The sequence below is a fragment of the Olsenella sp. KH1P3 genome (genome assembly GCF_900167315.1).
GTDB classification, from domain to species: domain Bacteria; phylum Actinomycetota; class Coriobacteriia; order Coriobacteriales; family Atopobiaceae; genus Olsenella_J; species Olsenella_J umbonata_A.
Genome location: NZ_FUWQ01000004.1, coordinates 21070 through 39295 on the forward strand (window position 1 = coordinate 21070; position 18226 = coordinate 39295).

The window sequence follows — 18226 nt, forward strand, 5'->3', positions numbered from 1 at the left end:
AGGCCCTTATGTTCGAGAAGTTCACCGACAAGGCTCGTAAGGTCATGAGCCTCGCGCAAGACGAGGCCCGAGGCCTGGGCAAGATGTACGTGGGCACGGAGCATCTGCTTCTCGCCCTCATCAAGGAGGGCGACGGCATCGCCGCACAGGCCCTCAAGAAGCTCGACGTCACGTACGAAGAGACGGTTACCACCATCCGAGAGATCTCCACTGAGGAGGCGGAGTCGCCGGCGGGCGGGCACATCCCCTTCACGCCGCGCGCCAAGCGCGTGCTCGAGGATGCGTATCGCGAGACCATGACGCACGGCCAGACCTACATCGCCACCGAGCACCTGCTTCTGGGCATCGTGGCGGAGGGCGACGGACGTGCCATGACGACGCTGTCTCGCATGGGCGTAACGGGCGACGCCGTTCGCAACGCCGTGAATGCCCTCATCGAGGAGAACGACCAGACAGAGTCCTCGCACGCTGCATCTGACATGGGCTTCGGCCCGCAGTTCATGGGCGTGGGGGCTTCGCAGCACGCAAGCTCGAGCGACGACGGTTCGATGCTCGAGCAGTATGGCCGCAACCTCACCAAGCTCGCCGCGGATGGCAAGCTCGATCCCGTCATCGGCCGCGACCGCGAGGTCGAGCGTGTGATGCAGGTTCTGGCTCGCCGCCAGAAGAACAACCCTCTCATCCTGGGTGACCCGGGCGTCGGCAAGACTGCCATCGCCGAGGGGCTCGCTCAGCTGATCTCCTCTGGAGAAGTGCCCGACATCCTGCGCGGCAAGAAGATCTGGACGCTCGACATCGCCTCGCTCGTTGCCGGCTCCAAGTACCGCGGTGAGTTCGAGGAGCGCATGAAGAAGGTCATCGCAGAGGTGACCGACAGCGACGAGGACATCCTCTTCATCGACGAGATCCACACCATCGTCGGCGCCGGCTCCGCGGAGGGCTCGATTGACGCGGCGTCCATCCTGAAGCCGCCCCTGTCCCGCGGTGACATCCAGGTCATCGGCGCGACCACGGCAGATGAGTATCGCAAGCACATCGAGAAGGACTCGGCCCTCGAGCGGCGTTTCCAGCCCGTCTTCATCGGCGAGCCCTCGCCCGAGGACACGCTCGAGATTCTCCATGGCCTGCAGAAGGCATACGAGGAGCACCACCACGTGCGCTACACGGAGGAGGCCCTCGCCTCGGCCGTCAGCCTGTCCAACCGCTACGTGCAGGATCGCTTCCTGCCCGACAAGGCCATCGACATCATCGACGAGGCCGGCGCACGCACGCGCGTCCGCAAGATGAGCCTCCCTCCCGAGCTCGCCCAGGTGGACGAGGAACTCTCGCACGTGAGCGACGAGAAGGCCAAGGCCGCCGACGCCCAGGAGTTCGAGGAGGCGGCGCGCCTGCGCGACAAGGAAAAGGAGCTCAGTGCCAGGCGTGACGAGCTCGAGAAGGCCTGGCGCGAGGAGCAGGGCAAGAACGTCGTCGTCGTGGACGAGCGGGACATCGCCGACGTCGTGAGCGAGATCACGGGCGTGCCTGTCTCAAACCTCACCGAGGCCGAGGCGTCCAAGCTCCTGCGCTGCGAGGATGCCCTCCACCAGCGCGTTGTGGGCCAGGACGAGGCCGTCACGAAGGTCGCGAAGGCGATCCGTCGCAGCCGCTCGCCCCTGAAGGACCCGCGCCGACCCGGCGGCTCGTTCATCTTCCTGGGGCCCTCTGGCGTGGGCAAGACTGAGCTCGCCAAGTCGCTCGCCGAGTTCCTCTTCGGCAGCGAGGACGCGCTCATCTCGTTCGACATGTCCGAGTTCATGGAGAAGCACACGGTATCCAAGCTGATTGGTGCCCCTCCCGGATACGTGGGCTACGACGAGGGCGGTGAGCTGACCAAGGCCGTCCGCAGGCGTCCCTACTCCGTCGTCCTGTTCGACGAGATCGAGAAGGCCCATCCCGACGTGTTCAACGTCCTTCTCCAGATTCTGGACGAGGGTCGCCTGACCGATGGCCAGGGCAGGTCCGTGGACTTCTCGAACACCGTGATCATCATGACGTCCAATATCGGCGCCCGCGATATCGCCCAGACCGCACCCATGGGCTTCAGCTCGCAGGGCAACGGCGGGCTGTCCGACAAGGAGATTCGCAGTCGCGTCGAGAGCGAGCTCAAGCGCCTGTTCCGGCCCGAGTTCCTCAACCGCGTGGACGAGATCGTGGTCTTCAAGTCGCTCACGTCCGAGCAGCTGCGCGGCATCGTCGACCTTATGGTCCGCGACCTGCGCAACCGCTTGGTCGCCAATGGCATGTCCATCGAGCTCACCGACGCCGCGCGTGACCTCATCGCGCGCGAGGGCACCGATCCCATCTACGGTGCGCGCCCGCTGCGCCGCGCCATCCAGACGCTCATCGAGGATCCCCTTTCGGAGGAGCTGCTCATGGGCAACTGGAAGGCAGGAGACATCGTGTCCGTGGACGTCGAGGGCGAGAAGATCGTGTTCAAGCCGGGTGAGGGAGAGATCCCGACCATCGAGGAGCGCGTGCACATGGAGCTCCCGCGCGCCCGCGACCACTGGACGGCGGGCCCTGCACCTCGCGCGGCGGTTCCTGGTGATAGCGCGAGTTCTGCCGAGTAGACGTGAAGCTGAGCCATCGCGCATATACTTAGAGTGTCAGTCCGGCCGGCCCGCGCTGCGGGTCGGCTTTCATATGGAGGTGAGAAATGGAAGGCACCGAGAGGGCGTTTGAGGCTTCCGAGCCAGTGCAGGACTTTAAGGAGCGCATGCGCAGCGCCATTAGGCAGACGGCTCCGGGCACCTCGCTCAGGCACGCGCTCGACATGATTATTGCCGGCCACCTGGGCGCACTCATCTGCATCGGCGATACCGACGCGGTCCTTGCGACGGGTGACGATGGCTTCTGCCTGGACATCTCCTTCACTGCAAACCGACTGTTCGAGCTTTCCAAGATGGACGGCGCCATCGTAGTTGACAAGGGGCTCACCCAGATTCTTCGTGCCAACTACCACCTGAACCCGGATCCCTCGCTCCCCACGTCCGAGACGGGCATGCGTCACCGCACCGCGGCCCGCATGAGCCTCCTGACCAACGCCATGGTCATCTCGGTCTCCGAGCGCAGGCAGGTCGTTACGGTCTACATCGACGGCAGGGGTCACTCGCTGCGCTCCGTGTCCGAGATCATGAGCTCGGTCAACCAGCTGCTCGTCTCTCTCCAGAGCACGCGCACTCAGCTAGACCGCGCGCTGCTGAGGCTCACGACGCTCGAGCTCGACAACTACGTCACGCTCTCCGACATCACCGAGACCATCTATCTCTTCGAGGTCCTGATGACCGCGGCGGACGAGCTGGACAACCTCATTCTTGAGTTGGGCACCAAGGGCAAGACCATCGCCATGCAGCGCGAGGAGTTCATCGGCGACATGTCCGACGTGTACACGCTGCTCATCCGCGACTATGCCAACGACTCCTCCGAGGAGAACGCGCTCGCCATCCGCGCGACGCTTCACGAGACCGCCAACGACAAGCTGCGCTCCTCGAAGCGCGTCGGCGCCCTGCTGGGATTCGACGAGCACAACGAGGACTCGATCATGCACTCGCTGGGCCTGCGCACGCTCTCCAACGTCTCGGTCGTCCGCAAGGGCATGGCCGACAAGATCGTCGACGAGTACGGCTCGCTCCAGCAGCTCCTCGATGACATCGAGCAGAACCCCGCTCGCCTCGACCGCGTGGGCGTCGAGAACCCCAGTATCCTTGCGGACAGCCTGTACCGCATGTGGGGCAAGCGCGCATGAGCGGTCTTGGTCCCTGCGCGGAAGCCTGCCCGGAGCGCGTGGGGGTCTCGGGCACTCGTCGAGACACCTGCGCCGTCGTGGTGGCGGGCGGGTCAGGGGAGCGCTTCGGTGACCCGCGCGGGAAGCAGTACGTCGACCTCTGCGGTCTCCCGCTAGCCTGCTGGTCGCTCATTGCGCTCGACCGCTCTCCGTCTATCGGCCACATCGTCGTTGTGTGCGCGGCCGATCACAGGCGAGAGATGCGTGAGGATGTCATCTCGCGCCTGCGCCTGAGGTGCGAGGTCACCATAGCCGAGGGCGGCGCCACGCGACAGGATTCCGTCAGGTCGGGGCTCGCGGCCGTTCCCGAGGACTTTGGCCTGGTTGCGATTCACGATGCGGCGCGCCCCCTCATCCAGCCGGTTTCGGTTGAGCGCGCTATCGCGTGCGTTCGCGACGACGCCGGCGCGGGGGGCGCCATCTGCGCCGCCCGCGTGACCGACACCCTCAAGCTCGTCGAGGACGCGAGCATCGTCGCGACGCCCGACCGCAGCTTCTACTGGTCGGCCCAGACGCCGCAGGTGTTCCGCACGGCCCAGATCGTGGCGGCCCACAAGGCGGCCGCGCGCGACAGGTACTTAGGGACGGATGACGCCTCCCTCATTGAGCGCTCCGGCGCGCGCGTCGTGTGCGTCGAGACGCCGCGTGACAACCTGAAGGTGACGCTTCCCGAGGACCTTCTCATTGCGCGCGCTCTTCTTCAGAGCCGTCTCGCCGTCGATGGCTGCGGCCTCGACCTTCTCGACTTGAACGAAGGTGATTCCCTGTGATGCACATTGGGCACGGCTTTGACGTGCATGCGTTTGCGGAGGGAAGAAGGTGCATCCTGGGCGGCGTTGACGTTCCGTCGGATCGCGGCCTCATGGGCCATTCCGACGCCGACGTGCTGACCCATGCTCTTATGGACGCGATCCTGGGCGCGCTGAAGGAGGGCGATATCGGGCAGCTCTTTCCTGACGACGATCCCGCCTATGAGGGTGCCGACTCCCTCGTGCTCCTGCGGCGCGTGATGGAGGTTGTTCGTCGGAGGGGCGCCAAGCTCCTCGACTGTGACTGCACCGTGGCGGCGCAAGCCCCCAAGCTTGCCCCGTATCGCGAGCAGATGCGCGAAAACCTCGCGCGCGCCATGGGCGTCGACGTCTCGAGTGTGGGGGTCAAGGCCACGACGACGGAGCGACTCGGCTTCGTCGGGCGCGAGGAGGGCATCGCCGCCTGGGCCGTCGTCCTTTTGAACACGGACTGTAGCGGGCGGGCCGGCGAAGGCTAGGCCCGAGACTCCGTTCTGCAGCCGCCCCCCGTTACCATTTACAATGCCGAACTACGACAAGCGCGGCGAACGCCCGCGACACTGAGGAGAACCAATGCTCGTCTATAACAGCCAGAACCACAGGAAAGAAGAGCTCAAGCCAATCGAAGAGGGCAAGATTCGCATGTACGTGTGCGGCCCTACCGTCTACGACCAGATCCACATCGGCAACGCCCGCACCTTCCTCTCGTTCGACGTCATCCGCCGCTACCTTACGTACAAGGGCTATCAGGTCACCTTCGCGCAGAACCTGACCGACGTCGACGACAAGATCATCAACCGCGCTAACGACGAGGGCCGCACCGCTGCGGAGGTCGCGGAGGAGTACTCTGCCGCCTTCATCGAGCAGATGCATCGTTTCGGTATCCTTGATCCCGACATCCGCCCGCGCGCGACGCGCGAGATCGAGGCCATGCAGGAGATGATTCAGCTCCTCATCGAGAAGGACCACGCCTACGTCGCCGACAATGGTGACGTGTACTTCTCGGTCCGCTCCGACCACAACTACGGCATCCTCTCCGGACGCGAGCTCGACCAGCTTCGCGCGGGCGAGCGCGTCGAGGTGAACGAGGACAAGCGCGACCCGTTCGACTTTGCGCTGTGGAAGGCCGCGAAGCCCGGCGAGCCCAGCTGGCCCAGCCCCTGGGGCGACGGTCGTCCTGGCTGGCACACCGAGTGCTGCGCGATGATTCACCGCTACCTGGGCACGCCCATCGATATCCACGGCGGCGGCCAGGACCTCATCTTCCCCCACCACGAGAACGAAACCGCGCAGGCCATGTGCGCGTGGGATGCGGCGCTTGCCAACACCTGGATGCACACGGGCATGCTGCGCGTCAACGGCGAAAAGATGTCCAAGTCCCTGGGCAACTTCCTCACGCTCAAGGAGACGCTCGACAAGTACCCGGCTGACGCCGTCCGCCTGTTGATGCTGCAGACCCACTACCGCTCTGCCCTCGACTTCCAGACCGACCTGCTCCAGAGTGCCGTGGGCACCCTTGACCACCTGCGCACCTGCGTCAAGAACCTGCGCTGGGCCGCCAAGAACGCCCCGCAGGACGGCGAGCTCACCGAGCTCGACCGCAGCCTGGGCGCCGCGGTGGACGCGGCCCACGCCGAGTTCGTAAAGCAGATGGACGACGACTTCAACACCTCCGGTGGCCTTGCCGCGATCTTCTCGCTGGCGAACTCCGCCAACAAGTACCTGGCCGACGCGGCAGGCGACGTCGCAACCGCTCCGACGCTGAGAGCCGCAGACATGATCGTCGAGCTCTGCGACGTGCTGGGCATCGACTTCTCGAAGGTCGGCAAGGGCGAGCAGCTTCCCACCGAGCTCGTCGACCTAGCCAAGCGCTACGCCTCCTACGACGGCGACGACGTCAACGCGGCTGCCGACGCACTGTTGGCCGCGCGCCAGGAGGCCCGTGCTGCCAAGGACTGGGGCACCGCCGATGCCATTCGCGACGGCATCACCGGTCTGGGGCTTGTACTTGAGGACACCGCTGCCGGCGCCCGTCTGCACGTGAACGAGAAAGCGTAGGGACCTCATGGGCAAGAACCAGAGCAGGACCCCCGGTCGCGACGTGCGCGGCGGCAAGGGGCGCGGCGCCAAACCGGCCGGAAGGCCTGGCGGTGCGGTCAAGGGGGGTAAGGGCAAGTTCTCGCCTAGGCCCTCGGGCAAGTTCGCCGCAGGCAGGGGGCCGCAGGGCCGAAAGGGATCGAGGCCCGATGGACAGCGCTTCTCGAGGCCCATGTCCGACATGGTCGAGGGGCGTCGTGCCTGCGCCGAGGCCCTCGAGACGGGTGTGCCCCTGAGGCGCGCGCTCGTCGCCGCGGGCGAGGGGGCCCAGGACCAGGTCCTGGCGAGCATCGTCCGACGTCTCGAGGCGGCCGATGTGCCCGTCGAGTTCGTCTCGAAAGCGCGCTTGGACTCAATGAGCTCGCATGGCGCCCATCAGGGAATCATGGTGCAGTCGCGCCCGTTCGCATACGCCGACCTCTCCGACATCATCAGGAGATCCGGCGAGGGCGACGCGCTCGTCGTGCTGCTCGACCACGTGACCGACGAGGGCAACTTCGGGGCGATCGTCCGCTCTGCCGAAGTCGTCGGCGCGGCCGGCGTCGTCATCGCGAAGGCGCGCTCCGCTAGCGTCGGCACCGCCGCCTACAAGACCTCGGCTGGCGCCGTCCTGCACGTTCCCATTGCACAGGTCTCCAACCTTGCCACGGCCATCGACCGGCTCAAGGATGCGGGCTTCTGGGTGGCAGGCTCGACCGAGCATGCCCGGCAGGACGTCTGGCAGGCGCCCATGGGCGGGCGCCTCTGCCTCGTGATGGGCTCAGAGGGCAACGGCATTTCGCGCCTCGTGCGCGAGAAGTGCGACTTCGAGTGCAAGCTGCCCCAGCGAGGCACCATCGAGTCCCTCAACGTGGCACAGGCGACGACCGTCATGTGCTACGAGTGGCTTCGCAGGTCCACCGAGGCGCAGGGGGGAGCGTAGACCATGGCAAAGCAACGACTTCCCCTGCTCGTCGTCGACGGCTACAACGTAATCTACAAGTCCCTGCGCTACACGAGCGTGATGGACGAGTCGGATGGGCGCGACCCCTTCATGCGTGCGCGAGAGATGCTTATAGGCGACGTCGCGGCCTACGCGCAGGGACGCTACGCCCCGATCGTCGTGTTCGACGCCGCAGGCAACGTCTCCCCGGATCGTCCCAACTTGACGCGGGCTGGCGTTAAGACGATCTTCTCGCAGACCGGCGAGACCGCCGACGCCGTGATTGAGCGCCTGGTGAGCGATGCCCGCCGCGAGAACCGCGACGTCACCGTAGTCACGTCGGACAACACCATTCGCGCGACCGTCGGCGGCATCCCCGTGACGCGCATCTCGAGCGACGTGCTCGTGTCAGACGTGGGGGACATCGTGCAGGACGTCGAGCGCGCAAATGACGAGCGCAACCACGTGCGCTTCACCCTCGAGGACCGCCTCGACCCCAAGACGCGCGCTAAGCTCGACGCGCTCCTGGGACGGCGCTAGCCCTTCTCGTCCGCTCATCCGTCCGACCGAGTGACGTCCGCCTGACCTTTGAGCGGGGGAAAGAGCATGACCCCAAACTCGTTGTGGCGAGCTGCGACGCAAGAGGGTATGATGCAGTAACGCGCCAGCTTAGCTCAGTTGGTAGAGCCCCTGTCTTGTAAACAGGTTGTCATCGGTTCGAGTCCGGTAGCTGGCTCCAGAAATTATTACGCCAAATTCTTTTGCGGGATTTGGCGTTTTTTCTTATCGCGGCAACGCCACTGCGCAAAAAGCACGTGCTCTGACCTGCATTTGTGTAGGAAAAGTGGGATAGATACGCCCGGGTGGGTGGAACACGTTGACAGAGGGTTTAACGGGTCGTAATATACTTTCCGCTTGCAGGGGACAAAGCCCGCTGCGAGCAGCTTGAAAACAGCATGGGGATGTGGCACAGCGGCAACTGCGGCGGACTGTAAATCCGCTCCCTCTGGGTTCATTGGTTCGAGTCCAATCATCCCCACCATGCCCGTGTAGCTCAGTCGGTAGAGCACTTCGTTGGTAACGAAGAGGTCACCAGTTCGAATCTGGTCGCGGGCTCCATTTCAAGCTGGCATACATGCCGGTGTAGCTCAGCTGGTTAGAGCACGCGGCTCATACCCGCGATGTCACTGGTTCGAATCCAGTCACCGGTACCAGAGTACTTACGGGGCTTCGGCCCCGTTTGGCATAGTTAAGGCAATGGCCCAAAAGGTTGTTTTCAAAAGGAGGACGGCATGGCCAAGGAGAAATTCGATCGTAGCAAGCCGCACGTAAACATCGGTACGATTGGTCACGTCGACCACGGCAAGACCACCCTTACCGCTGCAATCACCAAGGTTCTCTCTGAGGCTGAGGGCTGCAAGGCAGACTTCACCGCATTCGAGAACATCGACAAGGCTCCCGAGGAGCGTCAGCGTGGTATTACCATTTCTGTCGCTCACGTCGAGTACGAGACCTGGGAGCGTCACTACGCTCACGTCGACTGCCCCGGCCACGCTGACTACGTCAAGAACATGATTTCTGGCGCTGCTCAGATGGATGGCGCAATCCTCGTTATCGCTGCTACCGACGGCCCGATGGCTCAGACTCGTGAGCACATCCTCCTCGCACGTCAGGTCGGCGTCCCCTACATCATCGTCTTCCTGAACAAGTGCGACATGGTTGACGACGACGAGCTCATCGACCTCGTCGAGATGGAGACCCGTGACCTCCTCTCCGAGTACGATTTCCCCGGCGACGACCTTCCCATCGTCCGTGGTTCCGCTCTCGGCGCCCTCAACGGCGAGCAGAAGTGGGTTGACTCCGTCCTCGAGCTCATGAAGACCGTCGATTCCTACATCCCCACGCCTGCCCGTGACAACGAGAAGCCGTTCCTGATGGCTATCGAGGACGTCATGACCATCTCTGGCCGTGGTACCGTTGCTACCGGCCGTGTCGAGCGTGGCCAGCTCAACCTCAACGACACCGTCGAGATCGTCGGCATCAAGGACACCCAGTCCACCGTTGCTACCGGCATCGAGATGTTCCGCAAGACCATGGACTTCTGCGAGGCTGGCGATAACGTCGGTATCCTCCTCCGTGGCATCAAGCGCGAGGACATCCAGCGCGGCCAGGTTCTCTGCAAGCCCGGCTCGGTCACGCCGCACAAGAAGTTCACCGGCGAGATTTACGTCCTCACCAAGGAGGAGGGTGGCCGTCACACGCCGTTCTTCTCTGGCTACCGTCCCCAGTTCTACTTCCGCACCACTGACGTGACTGGCGACATCCAGGAGCTCACCGATGCCAACGGCGGCAAGGTCGAGATGGCTATGCCTGGTGACCACATCACCGTTACCTGCGAGCTCATCCATCCCATCGCTATGGAGCAGGGCCTCAAGTTCGCAATCCGCGAGGGTGGCCACACCGTCGGCGATGGCCGTGTTTCCACGATCATCGAGTAAAATAGCTTCCTAGCTAGGTTTGCTTGTTAGGCCCGGTGCCTTCAAAGAGGGCACCGGGCTATTTTTGTGAGTATGCTTCCCGCTGCTCGGTCTGTCACATTTGGTGGTTTTGTCGAGGTGGCCGGGAAAGCCGCGTTATAGTTGACAGGGATAAGCGCGAACTGATAGCGTATCTCTTCGCGTCGCCATCGAAGAATCCTATCGGCGGCGACTATCAACAGGAGGATCAATGCGTACACAGGTTACCCTCGCATGCACCGAGTGCAAGCGTCGCAATTACACCACGGATAAGAACAAGAGCAACACGCCCGACCGCATGGAGCTCAAGAAGTACTGCCCGTGGTGCCACAAGCACACCCTTCACAGGGAGACTCGCTAAAATAGGAGTCATTACACGCCAGTAGTTCAATTGGTAGAGCACCGGTCTCCAAAACCGGCTGTTGTGGGTTCAAGTCCTACCTGGCGTGCCAGATTACACCACCGGCTATCCCCTCGGGGGTTAGCCGGTTTCTATGAAGAGGGACATTGTCCAGGAGGTACGAGCAGATGGCAAAGAGGGAGCGACAGAAGAGGAGCGCGCGCCAGGCGCGTGCCGCCGAGCGTGCCGAGCTTGAGGCAAAGCAGGCAACCTCTAACGCCACGACTGACTCTTCCAAGCCCAAGAAGGCCCAGAAGAGCGAGTCCGTTGCCCAGCCCGCCGCGAAGGCCAACAAGGCCTCCAAGGCCAAGAAGGAAGGCAAGGGCGGTCTCTTCGGGCGCCTCGGTGCGTATTTGGGCGATGTTCGCGGTGAGATGCACCGCGTCGTTTGGCCTAGCAAGCCCGAGCTCAAGAACTATTCGGTAGCCGTCATCGCCATGCTGATCGTCTGCGGCATCGCGGTGTGGCTTGTCGACACCGGATTCGTCGCCCTTCTCGTGGGCTTCACCGGTCTGAGGGGATAAGTCATGGCCAAGCGTTGGTACGTTGTACACACCTACTCGGGTTACGAGAACAAGGTCAAGACCGACCTCGAGCACCGCATCGAGACATTTGGCATGGCCGACAAGATCGTCGACATCCAGATTCCGACCGAGGAGGTCACCGAGATCAAGGATGGCGGCAAGCGCGAGACCAAGGAGAGCAAGGTCTTCCCGGGCTACGTCCTGGTTCGCATGGAGCTCAACGACGACACTTGGACCGTTGTCCGCAACACCGCCGGCGTTACGGGCTTCGTGGGCGTCGACGGCACCCCGTCGCCGCTTCGTCGCTCTGAGTTCAACAAGATCATGCGTCGCACGAACGGTAGGGGAGCTGAGGCTCACAAGCACACCACGACCACCACTGATCTTGAGGTCGGCCAGACCATCAAGGTCGTCTCTGGTCCTTTGGCTGACTTCGACGGCACCGTATCCGAGGTCAATGCGGAGGCTGGCAAGGTCAAGGTCATGCTCACGATCTTCGGTCGTGAGACTCCGGTCGAGCTCACTCTCGACCAGGTGACCGTCATCGTCTAAACACTACGGCCGGGCATCCGTTATCGGTGAGGATTGCTTCTCGGAGCTCGGTACTAGATAGCATCTACGAGAACTAACAACAGGAGGCACAACATGGCCGCAAAGAACGTTGTTCATTTCATTAAGCTCCAGATTCCTGCCGGTCAGGCAAACCCCGCTCCTCCCGTCGGCCCCGCCCTCGGTGCCGCTCAGGTCAACATCATGCAGTTCTGCCAGGCATTCAATGCTGCCACGCAGGACAAGGCTGGCGACATCATTCCTGTCGAGATCAGCGTCTACGAGGACCGCTCCTTCGACTTTGTCACCAAGACCCCTCCCGCGGCTCGTCTGATCCTCAAGGAGCTTGGCATCAAGAGTGGCTCTGGCGTTCCCCAGCGCGACAAGGTCGGACAGCTTACCGACGAGCAGCTCACCAAGATCGCCGAGATCAAGATGCCGGACCTCAACGCCAACGACATCGAGGCTGCCAAGAAGATCGTTGCGGGCACCGCTCGCTCCATGGGCGTCACCATCGCCGAGTAACTATAGTTTCATGCGCAGCGGGCAACCGCTGCGCTGGTTTGCTAACCGGCGGAGGGATCCGCCAACTACGTGGGAGGGCCACGCCGCCCGCTTACCACAGGAGGTATCATAATGGCGAAGCACGGAAAGAACTACAACAACTCTGTTGCCAAGTACGACAAGACCAAGGCATACACGCCGAAGGAGGCCATGGCTCTCGTCAAGGAGCTCTCCTCCGCTAAGTTCGACGAGACCGTTGAGGTCTCCATTCGCCTTGGTGTCGACACCCGCAAGGCCGACCAGAACGTCCGCGGCTCCATCTCGCTGCCCAACGGCACCGGTAAGGAGGTGCGCGTCGCCGTCTTCGCCGAGGGCGACAAGGCTCGCGAGGCTGAGGCCGCTGGCGCCGACATCGTTGGCTCCGACGACCTTCTGGCTGACATCCAGGCTGGCAACATCAACTTCGACGCTGTCATCGCTACCCCGAACATGATGGGCAAGGTTGGCCGCCTCGGTCGCGTTCTCGGCCCCCGTGGCCTGATGCCGAACCCCAAGCTCGGCACCGTCACCATGGACGTCGAGAAGATGGTCAAGGAGCTCAAGGCCGGCCGTGTCGAGTATCGCGCCGACCGCTATGGCATCTGCCACGTTCCCATGGGTCGCGTCTCCTTCAGCACCGAGCAGCTCGTCGAGAACTACGCGGCTCTTTACACTGAGATCCTGCGCGTCAAGCCCTCTTCTGCTAAGGGTCGCTACGTCAAGTCCATCTGCCTGTCCTCCACGATGGGCCCCGGCGTCAAGGTCGACTCTGCAATCACCCGCGACTTCCTGGCGTAAGCCAAGGACGCTGTAGTTCGTTCTACCGGGTCGGCATCAGCCGGCCCGGTATTTTTGTCTGCGGTCAGCTCAGGTGATGTTGTACGACACGGGTTTGTGTGCAAGGAGAGAAGAGCGTCCTTCTCGCTTGACGCAGAAACCTGGTCGGTCAATAATTCTTGCTGCATGTTTACGCATGCAGCAAGTGCAAAACGCACGTCCGCTGCCAAAGACAGCCGGTGCCCATGTGGCTTAAAGGAGAAATCCGCCTGCCGAGGTGGTCTTGGAATTGATTTTCTTGGACCCTGCTTTGGCTGCGCCAAGCGGGGTCCGTTTTTATGCGAAGGCCCGCCGCGTCGGCGGCTCGTGCCCGAGTCATAAAAAGCAAGGAGGTGTACTACATGCCCAATTCCAAGAATGTCGACATGCTCGCAAAGGTCGCTGAGTCCCTGGAGAACTCCAAGGGTGTCTTCTTCATCGACTATCGCGGCCTCTCCGTTAAGGAGACTCAGGAGCTTCGTCGCGGTCTGCGTGAGGCTGGCGCTCACATGAAGGTTTACAAGAACAACATTGTGAAGATCGCCCTCAAGAACGCAGAGATGCCTGAGGTTGATGGCCTCAACGGCACCGTGGCTTACGTCTTCTACGAGAACGATCCCGTCGAGGCCGCTAAGGTCATCAAGGAGAAGGCCGAGGCATTCGAGAAGATCGAGTGGATCGGCGCTATCGCTGATGGCAAGGCTCTCACTGCTGAGGACGCGAAGGCTTACGCCGACCTGCCCAGCCGCGAGGAGCTCATGGCCAAGCTCGTGTACGTTATCGGCAGCCCGCTGTCCGGTATCGCTCAGGTTCTCGCTGGTCCTGCAAGGGGCCTCGCTACTGCCCTTCAGGCGGTCGCAGACCAGAAGGCCGCGTAAGACGCGTACTTCGTCGCACGTTGTTTTACCTGCCGCGTGAGCGGCACCTAAGTTAAAAGCTGTTGGGCGCACGATGCGCCCACTACAAAAGGAGAAATCACATGGCTTGCACCAAGGATGAGATCATCGAGGCCCTCAAGGAGATGCCCGCCCTCGAGCTTTCCGAGCTCGTTCACGAGCTGGAGGACGTCTTCGGCGTCTCCGCTGCTGCTCCCGTTGCCGTTGCCGCTGCTGCTCCTGCTGCTGGCGCTGCTGCTGCCGAGGAGAAGACCAACTTCGACGTCGAGCTGACCGCTTTCGGCGACAACAAGATCGCCGTCATCAAGGTCGTCCGTTCCCTCACCTCCCTTGGTCTCAAGGAGGCCAAGGAGGCCGTCGAGGGCGCTCCCAAGGTCCTCATCGAGGGTGCCAAGAAGGAGGACGCCGAGGCTGCCAAGGCTCAGCTCGAGGAGGCCGGCGCTACCGTTACCCTGAAGTAAATTCAGCTAACGATAACTCCGCGACTTGTCGCACCTGGGGTCGAACCGCAAGGTTCGGCCCTTTTTTGTTAGCTCTAGGGCAGGGGGGGTGACTTGATGTGGAACGCCTAAGTCCCCCATCAACATTTTTATGCGGGCCGTAGCCGTTTCGCTTCGGCCTGCCGGCTGAATGGCAAATTTCGGACTTGTGAAGGAACACACCGAATCCATAAATGAAGAATTATCATCGCAGGTAAATGGCCTAAAGTTCCTGGCTAATAAATAGTGGTCCAGATGTCAAGACTATATTATTGACCTAGATGTGCAACTTCGTTAAGTTATTAGATTGCGACAACTGCCGCTTTTTTATCAAGTCGAAGGAGGAAGTGCCTGGTGCCTACCGCAAAGTCTTCCCAAACCGCACAGCAGAAGCAGCGCAAGCGCGTTAGCTTCGGCAAGATTCCAAGTGCGATGGAGCTGCCCAACCTCATCTCTGTACAGAAGGAGTCGTTCGAACGCTTCATGACCGAGGGCCTCGCCGAGTCCTTTGGTGAGTTCTCCCCCATCGAGAACTCTGCCGGGACCATGGAGGTCTCCTTTGGCGAGCATCAGTTTGGTGATGCCCCCAACTCTATTGCCGAGTGCCGCGCCAAGGACATTTCCTACCAGGCGCCGCTCTTCGTTGACGTTCGCTTCGTCAACAAGGAGACTGGTGAAATCAAGGAGCAGCTGGTCTTCATGGGCGACTTCCCGCTCATGACCGACCGCGGCACCTTCATCATCAACGGCACCGAGCGCGTCGTCGTCTCCCAGCTCGTCCGCTCGCCTGGCGTGTACTTCTCCACCGAGCTCGACAACGGCATCGAGGTCCAGCGCGTGCAGTTCATTCCTGCCCGTGGCGCATGGCTCGAGTTCGAGGTCGACAAGCACGGCCACCTGGTCGTCTCCATCGACCGTAAGCGTCGCCAGAGCGCGACGCTGCTGCTTCGCGCCCTTGGCATCGCTGAGTCCGACGACGAGATCATGAACCTCCTCGGCGATTCTGACATCGTGCGCTCGACGCTCGAGCGTGACGTCGCCACCACCCGTGAGGACGCCCTCATCGAGATTTACCGCCGTCAGCGTCCCGGCGAGCCTCCCACCGTGGATTCCGCTCGCTCGCTGCTTGAGGGCCTTTACTTCAACCACCAGCGCTATGACCTCGCTCGCGTCGGTCGCTACAAGATCAACAAGAAGCTCGGTCTTGACGTGGACGCGCAGGAGAAGGTCCTCACCGCAGAGGACATCATCACCGCCCTGCGTTACCTCCTTGCCCTTCACGCCGGTGACTCCACCAAGAAGTTCGACGACATCGACCACTTCGGCAACCGTCGCGTGCGCACCGTCGGCGAGCTCGTCCAGAACCAGTTCCGCATCGGCATGAGCCGCATGGAGCGCGTCATCCGCGAGCGTATGGCCTCTCAGGACGTCGACGACATCACGCCGCAGTCCCTGATCAACATCAGGCCGATTGTCGCTGCGATCAAGGAGTTCTACGGCTCCTCGCAGCTGTCCCAGTTCATGGACCAGTCCAACCCGCTGGCGGGTCTCACGCACAAGCGTCGCCTGTCTGCCCTCGGACCCGGCGGCCTTGCCGGCCACAAGTCCGGCTCCAGCCGTCGTACCAACGTCCCGACGGCGGTCCGCGACGTCCACAACTCGCACTACGCCCGTATGTGCCCGATCGAGACCCCCGAGGGCCCGAACATCGGCCTCATTGGCTCGCTCGCGCTCTACGCTCACGTGAACGACTACGGCTTCATCGAGTCGCCGTACCGTCGCGTCGTCGATGGCGTCGTCACCGACGACATCGATTGGATGACGGCCGACGAGGAGGAGAACCACGTCATCGCGCCGGCGAACACCACCTACGACCCGAAGACGAAGAAGTTCATCGCCGTCGACGCCCATGGCAACATCTACAACCCCGAGACCGTCGTCGCCCGCACGCGCAACTTTGACGGCTCTTTCGGTGCGCCTGCAGACGTTCCCGTGTCGACGATCGACTACATGGACGTCTCCCCGCGCCAGCTTCTCTCCGTCGCGGCTAACCTCATTCCGTTCCTTGAGCACGACGACGCAAAGCGTACGCTCATGGGCGCAAACATGCAGCGTCAGGCAGTGCCTCTGATCAGGCCGCACGCCCCCTACGTCGGCACCGGCCTCGAGAAGGCTGCTGCGCACGATTCCGGCGAGCTCATCGTCGCCCAGCACGCGGGTACCGTTGTCGAGGTCGACGCCGCCCACGTCGTGGTTGACTCTCCCGAGGGCGTCGATCGCTACGACCTCCCCAAGTACGAGCGCTCCAACCAGAGCACATGCATCAACCACCGTCCTGTCGTCTACGTCGGCCAGAAGGTCGAGAAGGGCGAGCCCCTTACCGACGGCACCTCCGTGGACGAGGGTGAGCTCGCGCTTGGCACCAACCTGACCGTGGCCTACATGCCGTGGGAGGGCTACAACTACGAGGACGGCATCATCGTTTCTGAGCGCGTCGTTCAGGATGACCTCTTGACCTCCGTCAACATCTCCCGTCACGAGATCGATGCCCGTGACACCAAGCTTGGTCCCGAGGAGATCACCCGCGAGGTTCCCAACCAGTCCGAGGAGATGCTTGCCAACCTCGACGACGACGGCGTCATCCGCATCGGCGCGGAGGTCGGCCCTGGCGACATTCTCGTCGGCAAGGTCACGCCCAAGGGCGAGACCGCTCTGACCGCCGAGGAGCGCCTGCTTCGCGCCATCTTCGGCGCCAAGGCCCACGACGTTCGCGACACCTCCCTCAAGATGCCGCACGGCGCCTACGGCCGCGTCGTCGACGTCGTCCGTTTCAGCCGCGAGGCTGGAGACGACCTGCCGCCTGGAGTCAACGAGCTCGTCCGCGTCTTCGTCGCCCAACGTCGTAAGATCCAGCAGGGCGACAAGATTGCCGGCCGCCACGGCAACAAGGGCGTCGTCTGCAACGTCCTTCCTGTCGAGGACATGCCCTACATGGCCGATGGTACGCCCGTCGACGTCCTTCTCGACCCCCTGGGTGTTCCTTCTCGTATGAACGTCGGCCAGCTCATGGAGTGCCACCTTGGATGGGCCGCCAGTCACGGCTACGACACCGAGTCCGCTGACTCCGACAAGGTTGTCGACGGCCCGATGTACGTCGCCACGCCGGTCCTTGACGGCGCCACCGACAAGGAGGTCGCAGAGGCCCTCCGTCGCACCAACATCAACCTCATGAACAAGGCCAGGCGCCTCTATGGCGACCACATGAACGAGGAGTTCGTCCCCCAGCTCAACGAGGTCGGCAAGACCACGCTCTACGACGGTCGCACGGGTGAGAAGTTCCAGAGCCCCATTACCGTCGGTACGTCCTACATCCTGAAGCTCGGCCACATGGTCGACGACAAGATCCACGCTCGCTCGACTGGCCCTTACTCCCTGGTTACCCAGCAGCCGCTGGGCGGCAAGGCTCAGTTCGGCGGCCAGCGCTTCGGCGAGATGGAGGTTTGGGCACTGTACGCGTATGGTGCCGCAAACGTCCTGCACGAGCTCATGACGGTCAAGTCCGACGATACCAACGGCCGCGTCAAGACCTACGAGTCCATCGTCAAGGGCGAGAACGTCCCGAACCCCGGCATCCCCGAGTCCTTCAAGGTTCTCGTCAAGGAGATTCGCTCCCTCGCGCTCAACATCGAGCCCATCTCCTACAGGAAGGCCGAGGACACCACCAAGGCGGTCCAGGAGACTGTCGACGAGAACTCCGTCGACGTCTTCGCAGGCGCGGACAGCGCCGACGACCTGATTGGCGGCCTTGCTGCCGATCTCGGCGAGAGCGATGAGGCCCTCGTCGGCGACACCACCAACGATAAGGAGTAG

16 protein-coding genes and 5 tRNA genes are annotated in these 18226 nt (G+C 62.6%); all 21 read left to right on the top strand.

The genetic code is table 11. The annotated features are described in order from the left end of the window. Positions 1-8: 8 nt before the first annotated feature. The 21 genes from B5D13_RS06015 to B5D13_RS06115 all read left to right on the top strand — a co-directional run bounded on the left by B5D13_RS06015 (position 9) and on the right by B5D13_RS06115 (position 18226). The gene (locus B5D13_RS06015) at positions 9-2612 is read left to right on the top strand and encodes an ATP-dependent Clp protease ATP-binding subunit (RefSeq protein WP_078687426.1); all 2604 of its coding nucleotides are present in this window, start codon (positions 9-11) and stop codon (positions 2610-2612) included. A gap of 86 nt (positions 2613-2698) precedes the next feature. After that, entirely contained in the window at positions 2699-3787 is a 1089-nt protein-coding gene (gene disA, locus B5D13_RS06020) for a DNA integrity scanning diadenylate cyclase DisA (protein ID WP_078687427.1), read from the top strand. Next, entirely contained in the window at positions 3784-4596 is an 813-nt protein-coding gene (ispD, locus tag B5D13_RS06025) for a 2-C-methyl-D-erythritol 4-phosphate cytidylyltransferase (RefSeq protein ID WP_078687428.1), read from the top strand. The genes disA and ispD overlap by 4 nt, the downstream gene beginning before the upstream one ends. After that, positions 4593-5093 carry a 2-C-methyl-D-erythritol 2,4-cyclodiphosphate synthase gene (gene ispF, locus B5D13_RS06030; RefSeq protein ID WP_078687429.1) on the top strand — a complete coding sequence of 167 codons (501 nt, stop codon included), beginning with the start codon at positions 4593-4595 and terminating at the stop codon, positions 5091-5093. The genes ispD and ispF overlap by 4 nt, the downstream gene beginning before the upstream one ends. A gap of 94 nt (positions 5094-5187) precedes the next feature. After that, positions 5188-6672 carry a cysteine--tRNA ligase gene (cysS, locus tag B5D13_RS06035; RefSeq protein ID WP_078687430.1) on the top strand — a complete coding sequence of 495 codons (1485 nt, stop codon included), beginning with the start codon at positions 5188-5190 and terminating at the stop codon, positions 6670-6672. 7 nt (positions 6673-6679) lie between these two features. Next, positions 6680-7633, top strand: a complete 954-nt coding sequence (gene rlmB / locus B5D13_RS06040; protein ID WP_078687431.1) for a 23S rRNA (guanosine(2251)-2'-O)-methyltransferase RlmB — start codon at positions 6680-6682, stop codon at positions 7631-7633. Between the two features lie 3 nt (positions 7634-7636). Continuing rightward, positions 7637-8173, top strand: coding sequence for an NYN domain-containing protein (locus tag B5D13_RS06045; protein ID WP_078687432.1), 537 nt, complete (start codon positions 7637-7639; stop codon positions 8171-8173). A gap of 123 nt (positions 8174-8296) precedes the next feature. Continuing rightward, a tRNA-Thr gene (locus tag B5D13_RS06050) sits at positions 8297-8372 on the top strand. A gap of 219 nt (positions 8373-8591) precedes the next feature. Next, a tRNA-Tyr gene (locus tag B5D13_RS06055) sits at positions 8592-8675 on the top strand. Position 8676: 1 nt separating this feature from the next. Further along, positions 8677-8752 (top strand) — tRNA-Thr (locus B5D13_RS06060). A gap of 18 nt (positions 8753-8770) precedes the next feature. Continuing rightward, positions 8771-8847 (top strand) — tRNA-Met (locus tag B5D13_RS06065). Between the two features lie 78 nt (positions 8848-8925). Further along, entirely contained in the window at positions 8926-10131 is a 1206-nt protein-coding gene (tuf, locus tag B5D13_RS06070; RefSeq protein WP_078687433.1) for an elongation factor Tu, read from the top strand. Positions 10132-10360: 229 nt separating this feature from the next. Continuing rightward, complete coding sequence (gene rpmG, locus B5D13_RS06075) at positions 10361-10510, top strand: 50S ribosomal protein L33 (RefSeq protein ID WP_078687434.1); 150 nt, start codon at positions 10361-10363, stop codon at positions 10508-10510. Between the two features lie 15 nt (positions 10511-10525). Further along, a tRNA-Trp gene (locus B5D13_RS06080) sits at positions 10526-10601 on the top strand. A gap of 76 nt (positions 10602-10677) precedes the next feature. Beyond that, entirely contained in the window at positions 10678-11073 is a 396-nt protein-coding gene (secE, locus tag B5D13_RS06085; RefSeq protein WP_078687435.1) for a preprotein translocase subunit SecE, read from the top strand. A 3-nt stretch (positions 11074-11076) separates the two neighbouring features. Continuing rightward, positions 11077-11625: a transcription termination/antitermination protein NusG gene (gene nusG / locus B5D13_RS06090; RefSeq protein WP_078687436.1), complete on the top strand. Its 549-nt coding sequence runs from the start codon at positions 11077-11079 to the stop codon at positions 11623-11625. 93 nt (positions 11626-11718) lie between these two features. After that, complete coding sequence (gene rplK, locus B5D13_RS06095) at positions 11719-12147, top strand: 50S ribosomal protein L11 (RefSeq protein WP_078687437.1); 429 nt, start codon at positions 11719-11721, stop codon at positions 12145-12147. 111 nt (positions 12148-12258) lie between these two features. After that, positions 12259-12963: a 50S ribosomal protein L1 gene (rplA, locus tag B5D13_RS06100; RefSeq protein ID WP_078687438.1), complete on the top strand. Its 705-nt coding sequence runs from the start codon at positions 12259-12261 to the stop codon at positions 12961-12963. Between the two features lie 380 nt (positions 12964-13343). Beyond that, positions 13344-13859, top strand: coding sequence for a 50S ribosomal protein L10 (gene rplJ, locus B5D13_RS06105; protein WP_078687439.1), 516 nt, complete (start codon positions 13344-13346; stop codon positions 13857-13859). Between the two features lie 101 nt (positions 13860-13960). Beyond that, complete coding sequence (rplL, locus tag B5D13_RS06110; protein WP_078687440.1) at positions 13961-14338, top strand: 50S ribosomal protein L7/L12; 378 nt, start codon at positions 13961-13963, stop codon at positions 14336-14338. Between the two features lie 372 nt (positions 14339-14710). Further along, entirely contained in the window at positions 14711-18226 is a 3516-nt protein-coding gene (locus tag B5D13_RS06115; RefSeq protein ID WP_078687441.1) for a DNA-directed RNA polymerase subunit beta, read from the top strand.